The organism is Allobosea sp. TAF32 (assembly GCF_052113585.1).
Lineage (GTDB): Bacteria > Pseudomonadota > Alphaproteobacteria > Rhizobiales > Beijerinckiaceae > Allobosea.
This window is the reverse complement of sequence record NZ_JBFRDM010000002.1, coordinates 277,922-296,124: the sequence shown is the minus strand read 5'-3', so window position 1 is coordinate 296,124 and position 18,203 is coordinate 277,922. Positions and strand designations below refer to the sequence as shown.

Sequence of the window (18,203 nt, the reverse complement as noted above, 5' to 3'; positions counted from 1 at the left end):
GCGAATGTTGTCTCGCGGGCGCAGGCAGGCTATGCCCCTGCCAAATCCCCTCGCCGGACCGCCAGGAACCCTGAGCCCGTGATTCCGAACGATACCAAGATCACCCCGCAGCTCGTCGCCGAGCACGGCCTGAAGCCGGACGAGTATCAGCGCTTCCTGCATCTGATCGGCCGCGAGCCGACGATCACGGAGCTCGGCATCGTCTCGGCGATGTGGAACGAGCACTGCTCCTACAAGTCGTCGAAGATCCATCTGAAGACGTTGCCGACCAAGGCGCCCTGGGTGATCCAGGGTCCCGGCGAGAATGCCGGCGTCATCGATATCGGCGATGGGACGGCCATCGTTTTCAAGATGGAGAGCCACAACCACCCGTCCTTCATCGAACCCTATCAGGGCGCGACGACGGGCGTCGGCGGCATCCTGCGCGACGTCTTTACGATGGGCGCCCGGCCGATCGCGGTGCTCGACGCGCTGCGCTTCGGCGATCCCGACCATCCCAAGACCCACCATCTCGTCTCGGGCGTCGTCGCCGGCATTGGCGGCTACGGCAACTCCTTCGGCGTGCCGAATGTCGGCGGCGCCACCGGCTTCCACACGCGCTATGACGGCAACATCCTCGTCAACGCGATGGCTGTGGGCATCGCCCAGGCCGACGAGATCTTCTATGCCAAGGCGTCGGGCGTCGGTAAGGCGATCGTCTATCTCGGTTCCAAGACCGGGCGCGACGGCATCCATGGCGCGACCATGGCCTCGGCAGAATTCGACGACAAGTCGGAGGAAAAGCGCCCGACCGTGCAGGTCGGCGACCCCTTCGCCGAGAAACTCCTGCTCGAAGCCTGCCTCGAGATCATGGCCGCCGGCCATGTCGACGCGATCCAGGACATGGGCGCGGCCGGCCTGACCTGCTCGGCCGTCGAGATGGGCGCCAAGGGCGATCTCGGCGTCGAGCTCGACCTCGACAAGGTGCCCTGCCGCGAGGAGGGCATGAGCGCCTATGAGATGATGCTCTCGGAAAGCCAGGAGCGCATGCTCATGGTGATCAAGCCGGGGCATGAGGACGCCGCCGAGGCGATCTTCAAGAAATGGGGGCTCGATTTCGCGGTCATCGGCCACACCACCGACACGCTGCGCTTCGTCATCAAGCACAAGGGCGAGGTCATGGCCGACCTGCCGATCAAGGAGCTCGGCGACGAGGCCCCCGAATACGACCGGCCCTGGATCGAGGCCCCGCCGCAGCAGCGCATCGCCGCAGAGAGCGTGACGCCGCCCTGCGGCAATGCCGAGGCGCTGAAGAAGCTGATCGGCTCGCCGGATCTCTCCTCCAAGCGCTGGATCTGGGAGCAGTACGACACGCTGATCCTCGGCAATTCGGTGGTGACGCCGGGCGGCGACGCTGGCCTGATCCGCATCGAGGACGGGCCCAAGGGCCTCGCAATGACCGCCGACGTGACCCCGCGCTACTGCGAGGCCGATCCCTTCGAGGGCGGCAAGCAGGCCGTGGCCGAAGCCTGGCGCAATCTCACCGCGACCGGCGCGACGCCGCTCGCGATCACCGACAACCTCAACTTCGGCAATCCCGAGAAGCCCGAGGTGATGGGCCAGCTTGTCGGTTGCATCCGCGGTATCGGCGAGGCCTGCAAGGCGCTCGATTTCCCCGTCGTCTCCGGCAACGTCTCGCTCTACAACGAGACCAACGGCATCTCGATCCTGCCGACTCCGACCATCGGCGGCGTCGGTGTGCTCGCGGATGTCACCCGGCACGCGACAATCGCCTTCAAGGGCGAAGGCGAGGCGATCATCCTGATCGGCGAAACGCAGGGCTGGCTTGGCCAGAGCGCCTATCTCGCGACCGTTTGCGGCCGCGAGGAGGGCGCGCCGCCGCCGGTCGATCTCGCGACCGAGCGCCGCAACGGCGACTTCGTGCGCGGGCTGATCACAAACGGCAAGGTCACTGCCTGCCATGATCTCTCGGATGGCGGCCTCGCCGTCGCGCTCGCCGAGATGGCGATGGCCAAGGGCATCGGCGCGGCGATCGAGACACTGCCGGCCGGCCCGGCCCATGCCGCGCTCTTCGGCGAGGATCAGGCGCGCTATGTCGTGACGGTTCCGGCGGCTCAGGCCGATGCCGTGATTGCCGAGGCGAAGACGGCCGGCGTGCCTGCGCTCGCGATCGGCCGCACGGGCGGCGCGACGCTTGCGCTGCCGGGTGAGACGGCGCTGGCGCTCGCCGATCTCAGCAAGATCCATGAAGACTGGCTGCCGTCCTACATGGCCAGCAAGGTCGACTGAGGAGTTCGGACCATGGCGATGGACGCTCACGAGATCGAGCGCATGATCAAGGCGGCGCTGCCGGATGCAGCGGTCGAGATCAAGGATCTGGCTGGCGACGGCGACCACTATGCCGCGACGGTCGTCTCCGCCGCCTTCAAGGGCAAGACCCGGGTGCAGCAGCACCAGATGGTCTACGCCGCGCTCCAGGGGAATATGGGCGGCGTGCTGCATGCCCTTGCGCTGACGACGGCGGCTCCCCAAGATTAGAACGAAACCATCCGGCGGGCCTTGAACCCGCTTCAGGAGACAGACGATGTCCGACGTCAACGCCCGCATCGATGCGGAAGTGAAGAACAACGACGTGGTGCTCTTCATGAAGGGCACGCCGCAATTCCCGATGTGCGGCTTCTCCGGCCAGGTCGTGCAGATCCTCAGCTATGTCGGCGTGCCCTTCAAGGGCGTCAACGTGCTCGAGGATCAGGAGATCCGCGAGGGCATCAAGGCCTATTCGAACTGGCCGACGATCCCGCAGCTCTACGTCAAGGGCGAGTTCGTCGGCGGCTGCGACATCACCCGCGAGATGTTCCAGGCCGGCGAATTGCAGCAGCTCTTCGAAGAGAAGGGCATCGCGGTGAAGCAGGCGAGCTGAGGCTCGGTTTCCCGATCAGCTTTCTGATCTGACCGCTTTTCTCAAGCCGCAGCGCATTGCGGGTGCGGCTTGCGGACGCGTTCGGTCGAGGCCGGGTATTTATCCAGCATACGCTCGGGCCTAATCGGCCGGCGTACGAGGTCGCCGCCGCAATTCGGGCAGGTGCCAGCGAAGCGCGTCTCGGCGCAGTCGGCGCAGAATGTGCATTCGAAGGTGCAGATCAGGGCCTCGCGCGATTGCGGCGGCAGGTCGCGGTCGCAGCATTCGCAGTTCGGGCGCAGTTGCAGCATGGCGTCATCTCCTTGCGATCGGCCCGGAGAATGACCGCAAACAGGGACGAAACCAGCGATTTCGCGTGATCCGACCGATCAATGGCGCGGATCGATGAGGCTGGCCGTCATACTCGGGCGAAGCGAAGCGCAGACCCGAGAATCTCCTGCAGGATAAGGCGCCCCCTACGGCCAGAGATGCTCGGGTCAAGCCCGAGTATGACGGCACGCCATGTCCGTGGCGGGCGGCGGTCCGGCCCTCACTTCACCAGCAGCCAGTCCTCGATTACCAGCGCGTCGAGCCCGCTGGTGTAGAACATCAGGATCGCATCCTCCGCCGTGTGCAGGATCGGCTTGCCCATGATGTTGAAGGAGGTGTTGAGGACCACCGGCACCCCGGTCAGCTTGTGGAAGGCCGAGATCAAGGCGTGGTAGCGCGGATTGCGCTCCGCCGTGACGCTCTGGAGGCGGCCGGTCGCGTCCTCATGAACCACGGCCGGGACGCGCCGGCGCACCGCTTCCTTCCAGACGAGCGTGCGCTCCATATAGGGCGCGTCCTGATAGTTCTCGAACCAGTCGGCGGCGTGCTCGGCGAGGATCGAGGGCGCGAAGGGCCGGAAGGCCTCGCGGTACTTCACCTTGGCGTTGAGGATGTCCTTGGCGTCGGCCGGGCGGGGATCGGCGATGATCGAGCGGTTGCCGAGCGCACGCGGCCCGAATTCGGCACGGCCCTGCACCCAGCCGATCAGCTTGCCCTCGGTGAGAAGTTTCGCCGTGGCCGGCGCGATCTCTTCGGGCTGGAGCTTGCGCAGCCGCTTCTCCCAGAGCTGCATGCGCTCGAAGGGTTCGGTCGAGACGCCTGAGCCCAGATAGGGGGTGAGCGGGCCCTTCGGCGCACGCCAGTCCGGATTCGTCTCGGCATGGGCGAGCCATGCGGCACCGATGGCGTTGCCGTCATCGGCCGGGGCAGAGGGCACGAAGACGGTGCTGAAGCCGTGGCGGCCGGCGATCTTGCCATTGAAGGAGGAGTTGAGCGCGCAGCCGCCGGCCAGGACGAGGTTCTCGCTCGGCACCAGCGCTGCAGCTTCCCCGAGCAAAGCCTCCATCATCTCGGCGAAGACGTCCTGCCCGCAGCGGGCGAGATCGGCCCAGCCCTGATCGAGTGCGTCGGCCGGGCGCCTCGCCAGAATTTCGGCCGCAACCGCCTGCACGACATCGGCCTTGGCGAAGGAGAGCTTGTGGCCCTCGATCAGGTAGAGCTTGCGCAGCAGCGCCATCAGCTCCGGGGCGGTCTTGCCGTAGGGGGCTAGCCCCATGATCTTCCATTCCTCGCCCTTGGCCTGGTCGAAGCCGGCGAGATCGGTGACGAGCCCGAAATAGAAGCCGATCGATTCCCGGCCGCGATGGCGCTTAACCTCGCGAAGTCGGCCGTTTTCTAGCGCGAAGATGGCCGAGGCCCCGGTCTCGCCCATGCCGTCGACGACGAGGCAGGCGGCATTGTCGAAGGGCGAGGACCAGCAGGCATAGGCGGCGTGGCTGAGATGGTGGCCGTAGCGCTTCAGGCCGCTGACATTGGCCTTGCCATGAGCGCGGTCGAGTCCAAGCAGCACGCCCATGCCGGCGCGCTGCTGGGCGTGATGGAGCGAGGTGATCAGCGCGCGCTCGGTGCGCTCGGGCACGAGCGAGCGGTTGAGCTCCGGCGAGAGCTTGAGCAGCGCATCGAGGGTGAAGGAGCCGGCGCGTGCCATCTGGTCGAGGAAGCCGGTGAAGTCCTCGCTCCAACTGGTGGCGATGGTTACTTCGGCGTCCTTCGGGATGTAGCGCTTCAGCAACCCCTCCATGCGCAGCGCCGAGTCGGGCTCGCAATTGGGCGCGCGCTTGTATTGCAGGTAACGCTCGGTCGCCTCGGCGAAGAGCACTTCGCCGCCGGGGCCGATGATCGCGATGGCGGGATCGTGGAAGGTGGTGGCGAGGCCAATAGTATAGCGCATGGACATGCCTTTACCCGTGCCGGGGCACGGCGCCAATCGGGTCGGAGCCGCAGGGAGAGGCCCGGAGCTGGCGAATGGCTACTTTGCCGTAAAGGCGATGCTCGCCGCCGTCTGGTCGATGGCGGGCTGAAGCTTCGGCATCTCGCTTTCGTCGGCCATCACGATCAGGCGGACGAAGCGTCCGTCTGGTCCTATGGCGAGATATTGCGCGAAGGCCTTGTCGCCGCCGCCGGGATGTTTGAAGCGGCCCGTGAGCGCCATGCCGTCGGCGCCGGCAAAGGGCACGCGGTTGCGTTCCATGATGGTGGCGTTTTCGAGGTTATGGGTGCTCTTGAGCAGCGTCTCGGACAATTCCTGCTCCTGGCCGGGCTTCGCCGGCCCCGAGGCCTGATAGGCGACGACCATCAATGGCTGGGTCCCGGCAGGATCGGTGTTCTTGTCGCCGACAGTCATCATGACCCCGGAGCCGCCGATGGTGTCGATCACGCGGAACGGCGCGCCGGCCTTGATGGCGAAGGGCAGGGCGGCGAGCTTGTCGTCGAGCGAGGGCTCCTTGCCGAGAGAGACGGAGGCGAGCATGGCCTTCACCGCGGCAGGGGCGAGCTTGGCCTTCTGCGGAGCCTGCACCGTCAGCATCACGGTCTTTTCGCCCTTGTACAGGGCGATCCATTTGTCGAACCGGTCGCCGGTGGGAGCGATCTGCGTGCCGGTGAGCAACGGCACCTTCTCGCCCCCGACATCGATCCGGGCCGCGGACGTGATGGTGATGTTCTGCCGGGCAAAATTCGCCTTGGCCATGTCGGCATTGCCGAACAGGGGCGAAAGTTGCGGATAGGCCTCGGGCGGGAGCTCGACGATCAGAACGGTTGCCTGGGTCGCCTTGTTCATCAGCCCCGCGAAGCCGGTCGCGGGCTCAAAACCCTTCGGCACGGCAAGCGAGACGCTGGTGCCGGCGATGGGCCTGCGCTCCTGGGCGCCGGCCGGTCCCGCCGCCAGCAGCACGAAGGCGATGGCGACAGCTCCCAATCCGCCGAAGCGTCCCGCGCGGAATCGGTCAGTCGACATGGTTCGTCCTTCTCGTGCTCGATCTCGTCCGCAACAGAACGCCGCAATGCGACGAGAGTTCGTCAACATGCTGCGATTGCGGCGACGTTGCGGTCAGGGCTTGCCGATCGCGGCCTTCATCAGCGCCTTCGAATCAGCACTCGCCCAGTCGGCCGGGCCCTGGATGATGCCGAGCTCGCAGCCGGATTTGTCGACGATGATGCTGACGGGCATGCCCTCGACCTTGTGGGCGGCGCGCAGCGCCTGGAAGGTCGCTGCCTGCGGGTCGCTGTAGAAGGGCAGGTTGGTGACCTTGTTCTCCGCGAGCCAGCTCTTTGGCTTGTCGAGATTGCGCGTGTCGATGTTGATCGCGACGACTGCGAAATCCGGCCCGCCCATCTCCTTCTGCAGGGTGTCGAGCGCGGGCATTTCCTTCAGGCAGGGCGCGCACCAGGTAGCCCAGAGATTGACCAGCAGCGCCTTGCCCTTCAATGCCACGAGCGTCATCGGCTGACCGTCCGGCCCGGTAAAGGCGAGCTCCGGCGCCGGCTGCGGGCGGGTGCGCAGCTCGACCGCGGCGACCTCGCCCTTCACCGAAGGCTTCGTGCGCTCGGCGGTGGTGCGTGCCGCACTGCATGATCCGTTGCCGGCATCGCCCGTGACGGAGTAGAAGGCGGCCACGCCAGCGAGGCCGAGCACCGCTACGACCCCGAGGGCCAGTCCGATCTTTTTTTCAGACGTCATCGTGCGTCCTCAAAAGCAGGAAAGACCGTCGTGAGCAATCGCATGTGGGGTGGGCGTTTCGCCACAGGTCCAGGCGCCATCATGGAGGAGATCAACGCCTCCATCGATTTCGACAAGAAGCTCTGGCGCCAGGATATCCGTGGTTCGCTCGCCCATGCGGCTATGCTGGCCGAGACCGGCATCCTGACGAAGGACGATGTCGCGACCATCATCGCCGGCCTCAAGCAGGTCGAAGGCGAGATCGAGAGCGGCGCCTTCACGTTTTCGCGTGCGCTCGAAGACGTCCACATGAACGTCGAGTCCAACCTCAAGGACAAGATCGGCGCCGCCGCCGGCCGGCTGCACACCGCCCGCTCGCGCAACGATCAGGTCGCAACCGACATGCGGCTGTGGGTGCGCGACACGCTCGACGAGATCGACGGCCAGATGGCCGATTTGCAGCAGGCGCTCGCCGAGAAGGCCGACAGCTATGCCGGCGCGGTGATGCCGGGCTTCACCCATCTGCAATCGGCGCAGCCGGTTACCTTCGGCCATCATCTCCTGGCCTATGTCGAGATGCTCGGCCGCGACCGTGGCCGTGTCCGCGATGCCCGTGCGCGCCTCAACGAATGCCCGCTCGGTGCGGCGGCGCTCGCCGGCACCTCTTTCCCGATCGACCGCCACATGACGGCGAAGGCGCTCGGCTTCGACCGCCCGACGGCGAACTCGCTCGATTCGGTCTCGGATCGCGATTTCGTGCTGGAGACGCTTTCGACGGCCTCGATCTGTGCCATGCACCTCTCGCGGCTTGCCGAGGAGATCGTGCTCTGGGCGACGCCGCAATTCGGCTTCGTCAAGCTCTCGGACGCCTTCTCGACGGGGTCCTCGATCATGCCGCAGAAGCGCAACCCCGATGCGGCCGAGCTGGTACGCGGCAAGGCAGGACGCGTCTTCGGCGCGTTGCAGGCGCTGCTGACCATGATGAAGGGCCTGCCGCTCAGCTATTCCAAGGACATGCAGGAAGACAAGGAAGGCACTTTCGACGCCCTCCAGACGCTGTCGCTCTGCCTCGCCGCGATGGCCGGCATGATCCGCGACATGCAGCCCGACCTCAAGGCGATGAAGAAGGCGGCGGGTTTCGGCTACGCCACCGCGACGGACCTCGCCGACTGGCTGGTGCGCGTGCTGAAGATGCCGTTCCGCGACGCGCATCATGTCACCGGCCGGCTCGTCGGAATCGCTTCGGAGAAGAGGGTTGGGCTGGAGAAGCTCTCGCTCGCCGAGATGCAGGCGGTGGAGCCGAAGATCACCGAGGCCGTCTTCGCCGTTCTCGGCGTCGATCAGTCGGTCAAGAGCCGCGTGAGCTATGGCGGCACGGCTCCGGCCAATGTCCGCAAGCAGGCGCGGCGCTGGCTAAAGCAGCTCGCGAAGTAGCGCGTCATGCTCGGGCTTGACCCGAGCATCTCTTGCAGGGGATTCTCGGGTCGGCGCTGCGCTTGCCCGAGAATGACGCTTCCGGAAGCCTCGCGCTGCGCCGCATCCTCCGCTACTGTCTCGCCACGCTTCGTTCCGAGGGTTCGCTTTCGTGCTTGATTCCCGCCTGAAATTCGGCCGCACCCTGCTGGTCGTCGGCCTGCTGGCCGTTGCACTCGCCGCCTGCGGGCGAAAGGGGCCGCTCGAGGCGCCGCCGAATGCGACGGGCGCGCTCGATCTGCCCGACGATCAGGTCGGCGCCCAGGAGAACGATGTTTCCTCCTACGGTTCGGCCTCGGTGCTGGCGAAGCCGGTCAAGGCCAACAAGGCGATCGTCGTGCCGAACAAGCCGTTCATCCTCGATCCGCTGATGTAACGATCATTTTTGCTGCCGCGTCGGTTTCGCGCGTCATGCTCGGGCTAGACCCGGGCATCTCCTGAGAGAGATTCTCGAGCCTGCGTCTCGCTGCGCCCGAGAATGACGGCGGGTGCACCGCGTCTATCATTGCGAGCTTAACCCCATGCATCATTTCGCCTATCGCGACGGCTCGCTCCATGCCGAGGGCGTCGATCTCAAGCGCATCGCCGACGAGGTCGGCACGCCCGTCTACGTCTATTCCACCGCGACGATCGAACGGCACTACAAGCTCTTCGCAGCGGCGATGAAGAAGGCCGCCGGCAAGACGCATGTCTTCTACGCCATGAAGGCCAACGGCAATCTCGGCGTGCTGAAGACGCTGGGCGCGCTCGGCGCCGGCATCGACACGGTCTCCGAAGGCGAGGTGCGCAAGGCGCTCGCTGCCGGCATCCCGCCGGAGAAGATCGTGTTCTCGGGCGTTGGCAAGAGCGAGCAGGAGCTGCGCTTCGCGGTCGAGGCCGGGCTCTACCAGATCAATATCGAGAGCGAGAGCGAGCTCGACCTGCTGTCCAAGGTTGCGGCTTCGCTCGGCAAGCGGCAGGAGGCCGTGTTCCGGGTCAATCCCGATATCGGCGCCGGCGGCCATGCCAAGATCACGACCGGATCGTCGGAGAACAAGTTCGGCGTCTCCTTCGAGGAGGTCGGCAGGCTCTATGCGCGGGCGGCCAACATGCCGGGCGTCCGGATCATGGGCCTCGCCGTTCATATCGGCAGCCAGATCCGCGAGATCGATGCCTTCGAGGCGGCCTATTCCAAGATGGTCGCGCTGGTCGGCTCGTTGCAGGGAGAGGGCCATCGCGTCGACCGGCTCGACCTCGGCGGCGGGCTCGGCATCCCCTACGACATCCCGAAGACCTTCGACTATGGGCCGGGGCTGATCGATGCCTATGCCGAGATGGTCGGCAGGGTGACGAAGGGCCTCGATGTCGAGCTCGGCTTCGAGCCGGGCCGCCTGATCGTCGGCAATGCCGGCATTCTGCTGACGCGGGTGCTGCACCTCAACCCGCGCCCGACCAAGCAGTTCCTCGTCGTCGACGCGGCGATGAACGACCTCGTCCGGCCGGCGATGTACGAGGCCTATCACGAGATCTGGCCGGTGGCGGAGCCTGAGATCGGCGGCCCCGAGGTTGCCTACGACGTCGTCGGGCCGATCTGCGAATCCGGCGACACCTTCACGGCCGGCCGGGTCCTGCCGCAGCTCAGGCAGAACGATCTCATCGCCTTCATGACGGCCGGCGCCTACGGCGCCTCGATGTCTTCGACCTATAACCAGCGGCTGCTCATCGCCGAGGTCATGGTCAAGGGCGACGATTATGCCGTGACGCGGCCGCGCCAGAGCTACGAGGACCTGATCGGAACCGACAGGCTGCCCGGCTGGTTCGCGTAAACCCGTGCGTCATTCTCGGGCTTGACCCGAGAATCTCATGACCAGCGGGCTCTGGTTTCGGAGATGCTCGGGTCAAGCCCGAGAATGACGGCGTGTGCGTCCGTTCACGAAACGTCGAGCGTGGTGCAAAGACCGTCTTCGCACTGGCAATGCCACATTCCCGTGTTAGCCTGACCCGGTCAGGCAAGTTCAGACAGGAATGGGAGCCGCCCGGAGCGATGGCATGAGCGAGGCAGAGCGCCGCAAGGCGCCCGATACGATCGACGGCATCCGGCAGCGGCTTCGCCGTCTCGCGCTCGCCTCGCGGGTTTCGCTCGGCTGGGAGCGGCTCTGGCCGCGGCTGTGGCTGACGCTTGCCGTCCTCCTCGCCTTTCTCGCGGTATCCTGGTTCGGGCTGTGGACGCATTTGCCCTGGTATGGGCGGCTCATCGGCGTGCTCGCCTTCACTGCGGCGTTGATCGGCAGCCTCTGGCATGTCGCGCGGCTCGTTCTGCCGACACATCGCGATGCGCTCATCCGGCTCGATCGTTCCTTCGCCGGGGGCCACCGTCCGGCCTCGGCGCTGGAGGATAGCCTCGCCGTCGGCTCCGCCGACCCGGTGTCGCAGGCCCTGTGGAAGCTGCATGTCGAGCGCCAGAGCCGGCAGGTCGCGTCGCTCAAGGTCGCGCCGCCGCAGCCGCGCATGGCCGGGCACGACAAGCTGGCGCTACGCGCCGTGCCGCTGCTCGCCGCCATAACCGCCTTCTTCGTCGCTGGCCCTGAGGCGACGCAGCGCATCTCCGCCGCCTTCGACTGGAAGGGCCCACCGGGCAGCGCGCCCTCGACGCGCATCGATGCCTGGATCGACCCGCCGGCCTATACCCGCCTGCCGCCGATCCTGATCGATTTCAACAAGCTCGCCAGCCCCAATCTCAGCGCTCCCGAGAAGTCGGTCATCGTCGTGCGCATCGCCGGCAAGACCAATATGGACGTTGCCACGACCGGGCGGCTCGAGCTCCTCAAGCCGGAGGCGAAAGAGGGCGAGGGGGGGGATGCCCAGCCCAAGGTTTCGCAGGCGAAGGATGCGGCCCCGGCGAAGGCGGCCCCGTCCGGGGCGCCGCAGCAGGCGGTGCTGGAGAAGCGCTTCACGCTCGCCGGAAACGGCACGTTGAAGCTCACCGGCAGCGGCGCGCCCGGCGCGACGCTCCACATCACCTCTATCGCCGACCAGCCGCCGACCATCGCCTTCACCGACCCGCCGAAGCCGGTGACCGGCGCGCAGTCGGGCGGTCTCGCCATCACCTACAAGGCCAAGGACGACTATGGCATCGCCTCGATCGAGGCGACGGTCTCGCGCCCTGATCCGACTGCGGCCGGGCGTTCGCTGGTCGAGCCGCCGAAGCAGAACCTCGCCGTGCCGCCGCCCTCCGCCGCCGAGGAGGAGATGAAGAGCACGGTCGATTTCTCGGCCCATCCCTGGGCCGGCGCGAAGGTCCGGATGGTGCTGATCGCTAAGGACGAGGCCGGCCAGGAAGGGCGGACCGAGCCGATCGAGGTCTTGCTGCCGCAGCGCACTTTCACCAAGCCGCTGGCCAAGGCGCTGGTGGAGCAGCGGCGCAAGCTCGTCATGAACGTCGAGGACCGTTCCAAGGTGCAGCTCGCCATGGACGCGCTGATGATCGAGCCTGACCTCTTCATGAAGGAGACAGGCGTCTATCTCGGCATGCGCATGCTGGGCGAGCGGTTGCGCCGATCCGGCAGCGACGATGAATTGCGCGAGGTTTCCGAGCTGATGTGGGCGATGGCGCTGCAGCTCGAGGACGGCGACATGTCCGATGCCGAGCGGGCGCTGCGGCAGGCGCAGGAGAACCTGCAGCAGGCGCTGGAGCGCGGCGCCTCCGAGGAGGAGATCAAGAAGCTGACCGACGAGATGCGCCGGGCCATGGACAATTTCATGCGCCAGCTCGCCGAACAGATGATGCGCCAGCAGCAACAGAACGGCGACCAGAACCAGGCGCAGCTGCCGGAGAATTTCCGCACGGTGACGCCGCGCGACCTGCAGAACATGCTCGATCGGATCGAGGAACTCTCCAAGCGCGGCGACATGGCCGAGGCGCAGCGCCTGATGGAGCAGCTCAACCAGATGCTCAACAATCTGCAGATGGCGCGCCCTGGCCAGCGCGATCCGCGCCAGAACCAGATGAACCAGGCGCTGGGCGATCTCGACAGGATGACGCGCGACCAGCAGAACCTGCGCGACGAGACCTATCAGAACGAGCAGCGCCGGCAGGGCCAGGGCCAGACCCAGCGCGGCCAGCGGCCGGGCCAGCAGCAGGCGCGGCCGGGCCAGCGTGGCCAGCAAGGGCAGCAGGGACAGCAAGGACAACGCGGCCAGCGTGGCCAGCAACCCGGCCAGCAGCCGGGCGAGCAGGGTGAGGATGGCGAAGGCGGCGAGGGCATGCAGGGCCAGAACGGCCAGGGGCAGGGCCTCTCCCAGCGCCAGCAGGCCTTGCGTGAGCGGCTGCAGGATCTGCAGCGGCGGATGCGCGGCATGGGCGCGCCGCAGAACGGAGAACTCGGCGAGGCCGAGGACGCCATGCGCGATGCCGAGCAGCAGCTCGGCCAGGGACAGGGCGAGGGCGCGCTCGATGCGCAGGGCCGCGCGCTCGATGCGTTGCGCCGCGGCGGCCAGAATCTCGCCCAGCAGATGCAGGGACAGCCCGGTGAGGGCGAAGGCGAGGGACAGGCCTATGGCGAGCCGGACGGACGCCAGCAGGGCCGCCCTTCGGCGCAGCAGCGCGGCAGCGAGGATCCGCTCGGCCGGCCGCAGCGCCAGCGCGACTGGGCCGATGGCCGGGTCAAGGTGCCCGGCGCCGACGAGAGCGCGACCCAGCGGGCGCGGCGCATCCTCGAAGAGCTGCGCAAGCGCCTGGGCGATCCGCTGCGGCCTGCCGAGGAACTGGATTATCTGGAGCGGCTGCTCCGGCGGAATTGACGCCTGCTACGCGCCGCCGAGCCGTCATGCTCGGGCTTGACCCGAGGATGACGGAGACCTGTTTCATTTGGTCACGAGATTCTCGGGGGTGCGCTTCGCTTCGCCCGAGAATGACGCGTTCTCGCTAAGCCTTCTTGCCCCCGCTGCTCGCCACCAGCGCGCCCACCACGATGAGCGCGCAGGAGGCGCCGAGCAGCCAGCTCGCCGGGGCATAGTCGAAGAGTACGAGGATCAGCGTCGAGAGCACCAGCGCGGCATAGGAGGCAACGCCGAGCAGGGCGACGTCGCCCTGCTTCATGCCGATGTCCCAGACGACGAAGGCAAGCCCGATCGAGCGCAGTCCAAGGCCGAGCACGCCGGTCCATTCCGTCGCCGTCAGCGACCAGAGCGTGGTCTCGAAGGCAAAATGCACGGCGAGCGCCGGCACGGCGCAGCCCAGCATGGTGACGCACAGGCTCTCCGAAGGCACGCCCGCGAAGCGCCGCGAGGCCACCGAATAGCTCGCCCAGACGAAGGCGCCGAGCGCCGCGAGAACATGGCCGAGCGCGATCCCGCCGCCCGTTCCGAGCCCGCCGGAGACCAGAAGCCCGGTCGCGACGAGGCCGATCAGCGCGCCGATGAGGTGGCGAGGCTTCAGGCCACCGCCCGGCAGCAGCGCCGCGAAGAGCACGATCAGCAGCGGCCAGAGATAGTGGATCAGGTTCGCCTCGGCCGGAGGGGCGTTCTTCACTGCCGCGTAGTACAGGGCGGTATCGCCGAACGGGCCGTAAAGTCCGAGGGCGAAGGAGGCGGGCGTCGGCCGGATGCGGGAGAGCTCGCCGCGCAAGGCGGTGATCGCGAGGATCAGCAGACCGCCGATGACGAAGGTCATCGCCACGAGTTGGAAGGGCGGGACCCGCCCCGACATTGCCGTGAAGAGGGCGAGCGTCGACCAGAGCAGGATCGCGCAGAAGCCGATGAGGGTGGCGGTGCGGGAGGTCATGGGAGGAGCCGGGCTTCGAACAGGGCGGCGGTAGCAGATTTGTTGCGCCTTGCCGATGGGTTGGCGCCCAGGCGGTGTGCAGTGAGCGCGGGGGAACTCTCTCCCGGCGGTAGAAGTCACGGGAGGAGACGGCCGTTGGACGATTGGTTCTGACCTTGCCGCCGCGCCGCCGAAATGGAGAGCTCTATCGGTCCGATGGCCAAAGCCTCAGCCCTACTCCTCTCCTGACAGAAAAGGGGGGTCCCCCCGTTTACCTTGGGAAAGGCGCATGCGAATGATGAGTTCTGCTGCGCCGCAGCATGGCTTCGGTGCCATGGGCGCCATGTTCCTGGCGCCGTGCCGGGGCGTTGACCGCGTCGGCAAGGAGGATCATTCCTCGAAAATGACCTCGATCCCGCTGCAATCCGTCACTCGCCGTCCGTTGATGCCGGTTCTGGCCGCGCTGAGCGTCGCACATCTGCTGAACGATCTCGTCCAGTCGATGATCCCGGCGCTCTACCCGCTGATCAAGGACGCCTATCAGCTCGATTTCGTGCAGATCGGCCTGATCACGCTCGCCTTCCAGGTGACCTCGTCGCTGCTGCAACCGCTGCTCGGCTACGTCACCGACCGCAGGCCCTGGCCCTATGCGATGGTCGCCGGGATGTGCGCGACGCTGTCGGGGCTGCTGCTGCTCTCATTCGCTCACAGCTACGGCGTCGTGCTGATCGGCGCGGCGATGATCGGCCTGGGCTCGGCCGTGTTCCATCCCGAGGCCACGCGGATGGCGCGCCACGCTTCCGCCGGCCGGCAAGGGCTGGCGCAGGGCGTCTTCCAGGTCGGCGGCCATGTCGGCTACGCCATCGGCCCGCTGCTGGCGGCGATGATCGTGGTGCCGCGCGGCCAGCAGAGCCTGTCCTGGTTTTCGGGCGTGGTGTTGGTAGCGATGCTGGTGATGGGCTGGCTCGGCTCGCGTTATTCGGCGATGCGTCGCGAGCAGAAGGCATCCCCGGTGCATGCCGAGGAGATTGCGAGCCATGGCCTGCCGCACGGGCGCGTGCTGCTGGCGATGGCGGTGCTGGTCGTCCTGCTGATCTCGAAGAACGGCTACACCGCCGCCTTCACCTCCTACTACACCTTCTATCTGATCGAGCGCTTCGGCATCACGCTGCAGCTCTCGCAGATCATGCTGTTCCTCTATCTCGTCGTCGGTGCGGCGGGCGTCATCCTCGGCGGCATGATCGGCGACCGCATCGGCCGCGACCGGGTGATCTGGCTGTCGATCCTCGGCTCGCTGCCCTTCGCGCTGATCCTGCCCTATGCCGATCTGTTCTGGACGGGCGTGCTCAGCGTCATCATCAGCTTCGTCATGGCGAGCGCCTTCTCGGCGATCCTGATCTACGCGATCGACCTCGTGCCGCACCGCGTCGGCCTGGTCGGCGGGCTGTTCTACGGCCTGTCCTTCGGGCTGGGCGGCATCGCCGCGGCCGGCATCGGCGCGCTCGCCGACCAGATCGGCATCATCCAGGTGTTCAAGATCTGCGCCTGGCTGCCGGCAGTGGGCCTGCTGACCTTCCTGCTGCCGAGGGGCAAGCGCCAGGGCTGAGCGGCGCGGCTCGGTGTCGAACGTTTTGCAGGGCCGCCGGCATTCCCGGCGGCCCTGACGCATTGAGCCCACATTCGGCCGCTAGCCCTCTGTGCATCCGGCCGATTGCTGCGGCCGCTGCGGAGAGGTTGGCCGATGCTGGTTCAGATCGGAACACTGATCGCCGCGACGAGCCTGGTGCAGCTCGCGAACGGCTTCTTCAACACCTTCCTGTCCTTGCGCGTGACGCTCGAGGATTTCGGCCCGGCCGCGACCGGCATCGTGCTCAGCGCCTATTTCATCGGCTTCACCATCGGCGCCGTGACCAGCGGCGGGGTGATCCAGCGCGTCGGCCATATCCGCGCCTATACGGCCTTCGCCGGGCTGGTGGTGGTCGCGACCGCGCTGATGCCACTCTGGACCTCGGCGCTGGTCTGGGCGGGCTGCCGGGTGGTGATCGGGATCGGCTGCGTCGGGCTCTTCGTCACCACCGAGAGCTGGCTGAACGCCAAGGCGGTGCCGGACCAGCGCGGCCGCGTCTTCTCGACCTATATGGTCGGCACCTTCCTGGCGCTGGCGATCGGCCAGCTCGCCATCGCCGGCCTCACGATCCAATCTGCCGGTGCGTTCCAGGTCATCATCGCGCTCTTCGCGCTGGCGCTGGTCATGGTCAGCACGACGCGGGCGGAGGCGCCGGGCCTCGTGCCGGAAGCGACGCTGCGCTATGGCGAGCTGACGCGGCAGGCGCCGATTTCCGTGATCGGCTGCGTCGTCAGCGGCATCATCACCAGCTCCTTCTATGCGCTGGTGCCGGCCTGGATGCTCAGCAACGGCGTCCAGCAGCAGACCATCGCGCTGTTCATGCTGGTTGCGGTGCTCGGCGGTCTGGCGCTGCAGGTCCCGGTCGGGCGCCTGTCGGACCGCAACGACCGCCGCCTCGTGCTGGCGGGGCTGGCCGTCGGCTATGCGGCGGCCGTCGTGCTGCTGCTGGCGATGCCGCGTTCGCTCGCGACGGTGCTGCCGGTCGCGGCGCTGCTCGGCGGCTTCATGTCGACGCTCTATCCTGTCTGCGTCGCCCATGCGCTGGACCGGATGCCGGCCGACCGCGTGGTGGCGGTGAGCGGGCGGCTCATCCTGGTCAGCGGCTTCGGTTCGGCGCTCGGGCCCATGATCGGCGCCGGCATCATGGCGCGCTTCGACATAGACGGGCTGCTCTACTTCATGGCCGCTATCGCGCTGGCGCTCGCCGCCTTCGCTGGTTTGCGCATGCGGATGCGCGAGGCGCCGGACAAGGTCGAACGACCGTTCGAGGTCATCGATCCGCTCAATCCACCGATCGCGCAGGAGCCGGAGGCGACCGAGATCGACGGCACACCGCGCCCCGTCATGGCCTGATTGATAAGCAAAACCGCCGCCCGTTGCCGGGCGGCGGTCCTAAACTATTGATAGAGCACGCGTGCTTCGGTCAGGCCATGAACTGGCCGCCATTGGCCGAGAGGGTGGAACCGGTGATGAAGCCGGCATCGTCGCTGGCCAGGAACACCACCGCCCGCGCGATCTCCTCGGGCTCGCCGAGGCGCCCGACCGGGATATGCGGCAGGATCGACTTCTCGATCACGGCCGGATCGATCGCCTTCACCATCTCGGTGGCGATATAGCCGGGGCAGATCGCGTTTACCGTGATGCCGGCCCGCGCGCCTTCCTGCGCCAGCGCCTTGACGAAGCCGATGTCGCCGGCCTTGGCGGCTGAGTAGTTGACCTGGCCCATCTGGCCCTTCTGGCCGTTGATCGACGAGATGCAGATGACGCGGCCGAACTTGCGCGCGCGCATGCCCTCCCAGACCGGGCGGGTCATGTTGAAGAGGGAGTTGAGATTGGTGTTGATGACGGCGTCCCACTGATCCTTGGTCATCTTGTGGAACATGCCGTCACGCGTGATGCCGGCATTGTTGACGAGCACGTCGACAGGGCCGAGATCGGCCTCGACCTTGGCGATGCCGGCGACGCAGGAATCGTAATCCGAGACGTCCCATTTATAGGTCTTGATGCCGGTCTCGGCGGAGAACTTGGCCGCTGCCTCGTCATTGCCGGCATAGCTCGCCGCCACATTGTAGCCGGCCGCCTTCAGGCCTTTCGAGATCGCAGCGCCGATGCCGCGCGAGCCCCCCGTAACCAGCGCTACTTTCGTCATAGCCATTCTCCCTCTTTGTGAAGACCTGCGCGGCTTGCTGCCGTCATTGTTCGGACAGTTTCAGAGTGGGCGAGTAAGGCTCGTCCACATCCTTGATAATGGCCTGGCCGCAGATGACGCGGCCTTGCGTTGGGTCAAAGGTGAGCGTCGGCTGGCCGAAGAGACACCAGCCCTGGCTCAAGGCCTCGCTGACCCGATGACAGAACGAGGCGTCATCGGGGCCGGTGAGATAGCGATAGAGCGTCGTGCGCTTCGCCATCGGCAGGT

At 66.8% G+C, this 18,203-nt stretch carries 16 protein-coding genes; 9 read left to right on the top strand and 7 right to left on the bottom strand.

Going from position 1 to position 18,203, the window contains the following annotated elements; all coding sequences use genetic code 11:
- Positions 1-78: 78 nt before the first annotated feature.
- From purL to grxD, 3 genes are read left to right on the top strand one after another with little or no spacing between them, the layout of a single operon-like run.
- Positions 79-2,289, top strand: coding sequence for a phosphoribosylformylglycinamidine synthase subunit PurL (purL, locus tag AB4Z16_RS05995; RefSeq protein WP_441510427.1), 2,211 nt, complete (start codon positions 79-81; stop codon positions 2,287-2,289).
- Positions 2,290-2,301: 12 nt separating this feature from the next.
- Positions 2,302-2,538: a BolA family protein gene (locus AB4Z16_RS05990; RefSeq protein WP_441510426.1), complete on the top strand. Its 237-nt coding sequence runs from the start codon at positions 2,302-2,304 to the stop codon at positions 2,536-2,538.
- A gap of 46 nt (positions 2,539-2,584) precedes the next feature.
- Entirely contained in the window at positions 2,585-2,920 is a 336-nt protein-coding gene (grxD, locus tag AB4Z16_RS05985; RefSeq protein WP_441510425.1) for a Grx4 family monothiol glutaredoxin, read from the top strand.
- Positions 2,921-2,961: 41 nt separating this feature from the next.
- On the opposite strand, the gene AB4Z16_RS05980 is transcribed toward grxD, so the two are convergent.
- The 4 genes from AB4Z16_RS05980 to tlpA all read right to left on the bottom strand — a co-directional run bounded on the left by AB4Z16_RS05980 (position 2,962) and on the right by tlpA (position 6,968).
- A complete protein-coding gene (locus tag AB4Z16_RS05980) occupies positions 2,962-3,210 on the bottom strand; it encodes a DUF1272 domain-containing protein (RefSeq protein ID WP_441510424.1) in 249 nt (82 codons plus the stop codon).
- 239 nt (positions 3,211-3,449) lie between these two features.
- A complete protein-coding gene (locus AB4Z16_RS05975) occupies positions 3,450-5,180 on the bottom strand; it encodes a carbamoyltransferase family protein (RefSeq protein ID WP_441510423.1) in 1,731 nt (576 codons plus the stop codon).
- A gap of 78 nt (positions 5,181-5,258) precedes the next feature.
- On the bottom strand, positions 5,259-6,245 hold the full coding sequence (locus tag AB4Z16_RS05970; protein ID WP_441510422.1) for a hypothetical protein: 987 nt from the start codon (positions 6,243-6,245) through the stop codon (positions 5,259-5,261).
- A 93-nt stretch (positions 6,246-6,338) separates the two neighbouring features.
- Positions 6,339-6,968 (bottom strand): thiol:disulfide interchange protein TlpA, encoded by a 630-nt coding sequence (tlpA, locus tag AB4Z16_RS05965; RefSeq protein ID WP_441510421.1) that lies wholly within the window; start codon positions 6,966-6,968, stop codon positions 6,339-6,341.
- A 30-nt stretch (positions 6,969-6,998) separates the two neighbouring features.
- Between tlpA and argH the strand changes: the two genes are divergently transcribed.
- The 4 genes from argH to AB4Z16_RS05945 all read left to right on the top strand — a co-directional run bounded on the left by argH (position 6,999) and on the right by AB4Z16_RS05945 (position 13,199).
- Positions 6,999-8,381: an argininosuccinate lyase gene (gene argH / locus AB4Z16_RS05960; protein ID WP_441510420.1), complete on the top strand. Its 1,383-nt coding sequence runs from the start codon at positions 6,999-7,001 to the stop codon at positions 8,379-8,381.
- A gap of 151 nt (positions 8,382-8,532) precedes the next feature.
- The gene (gene lptM, locus AB4Z16_RS05955) at positions 8,533-8,796 is read left to right on the top strand and encodes an LPS translocon maturation chaperone LptM (protein ID WP_441510419.1); all 264 of its coding nucleotides are present in this window, start codon (positions 8,533-8,535) and stop codon (positions 8,794-8,796) included.
- A gap of 145 nt (positions 8,797-8,941) precedes the next feature.
- On the top strand, positions 8,942-10,225 hold the full coding sequence (lysA, locus tag AB4Z16_RS05950; RefSeq protein WP_441510418.1) for a diaminopimelate decarboxylase: 1,284 nt from the start codon (positions 8,942-8,944) through the stop codon (positions 10,223-10,225).
- Positions 10,226-10,448: 223 nt separating this feature from the next.
- Positions 10,449-13,199 carry a TIGR02302 family protein gene (locus tag AB4Z16_RS05945; protein WP_441510417.1) on the top strand — a complete coding sequence of 917 codons (2,751 nt, stop codon included), beginning with the start codon at positions 10,449-10,451 and terminating at the stop codon, positions 13,197-13,199.
- A gap of 124 nt (positions 13,200-13,323) precedes the next feature.
- Here AB4Z16_RS05945 and yddG read toward each other — a convergent pair whose 3' ends face one another.
- Entirely contained in the window at positions 13,324-14,181 is an 858-nt protein-coding gene (yddG, locus tag AB4Z16_RS05940; RefSeq protein WP_441510416.1) for an aromatic amino acid exporter YddG, read from the bottom strand.
- Positions 14,182-14,563: 382 nt separating this feature from the next.
- On the opposite strand from yddG, the gene AB4Z16_RS05935 reads away from it, so the two are divergent.
- Positions 14,564-15,766, top strand: coding sequence for an MFS transporter (locus AB4Z16_RS05935; protein ID WP_441510712.1), 1,203 nt, complete (start codon positions 14,564-14,566; stop codon positions 15,764-15,766).
- 135 nt (positions 15,767-15,901) lie between these two features.
- Positions 15,902-17,140, top strand: coding sequence for an MFS transporter (locus AB4Z16_RS05930; RefSeq protein WP_441510415.1), 1,239 nt, complete (start codon positions 15,902-15,904; stop codon positions 17,138-17,140).
- Between the two features lie 70 nt (positions 17,141-17,210).
- On the opposite strand, the gene phbB is transcribed toward AB4Z16_RS05930, so the two are convergent.
- Complete coding sequence (gene phbB, locus AB4Z16_RS05925; protein WP_441510711.1) at positions 17,211-17,936, bottom strand: acetoacetyl-CoA reductase; 726 nt, start codon at positions 17,934-17,936, stop codon at positions 17,211-17,213.
- 43 nt (positions 17,937-17,979) lie between these two features.
- Positions 17,980-18,195, bottom strand: coding sequence for a DUF1737 domain-containing protein (locus AB4Z16_RS05920; protein ID WP_441510414.1), 216 nt, complete (start codon positions 18,193-18,195; stop codon positions 17,980-17,982).
- Between the last annotated feature and the right edge of the window lie 8 nt (positions 18,196-18,203).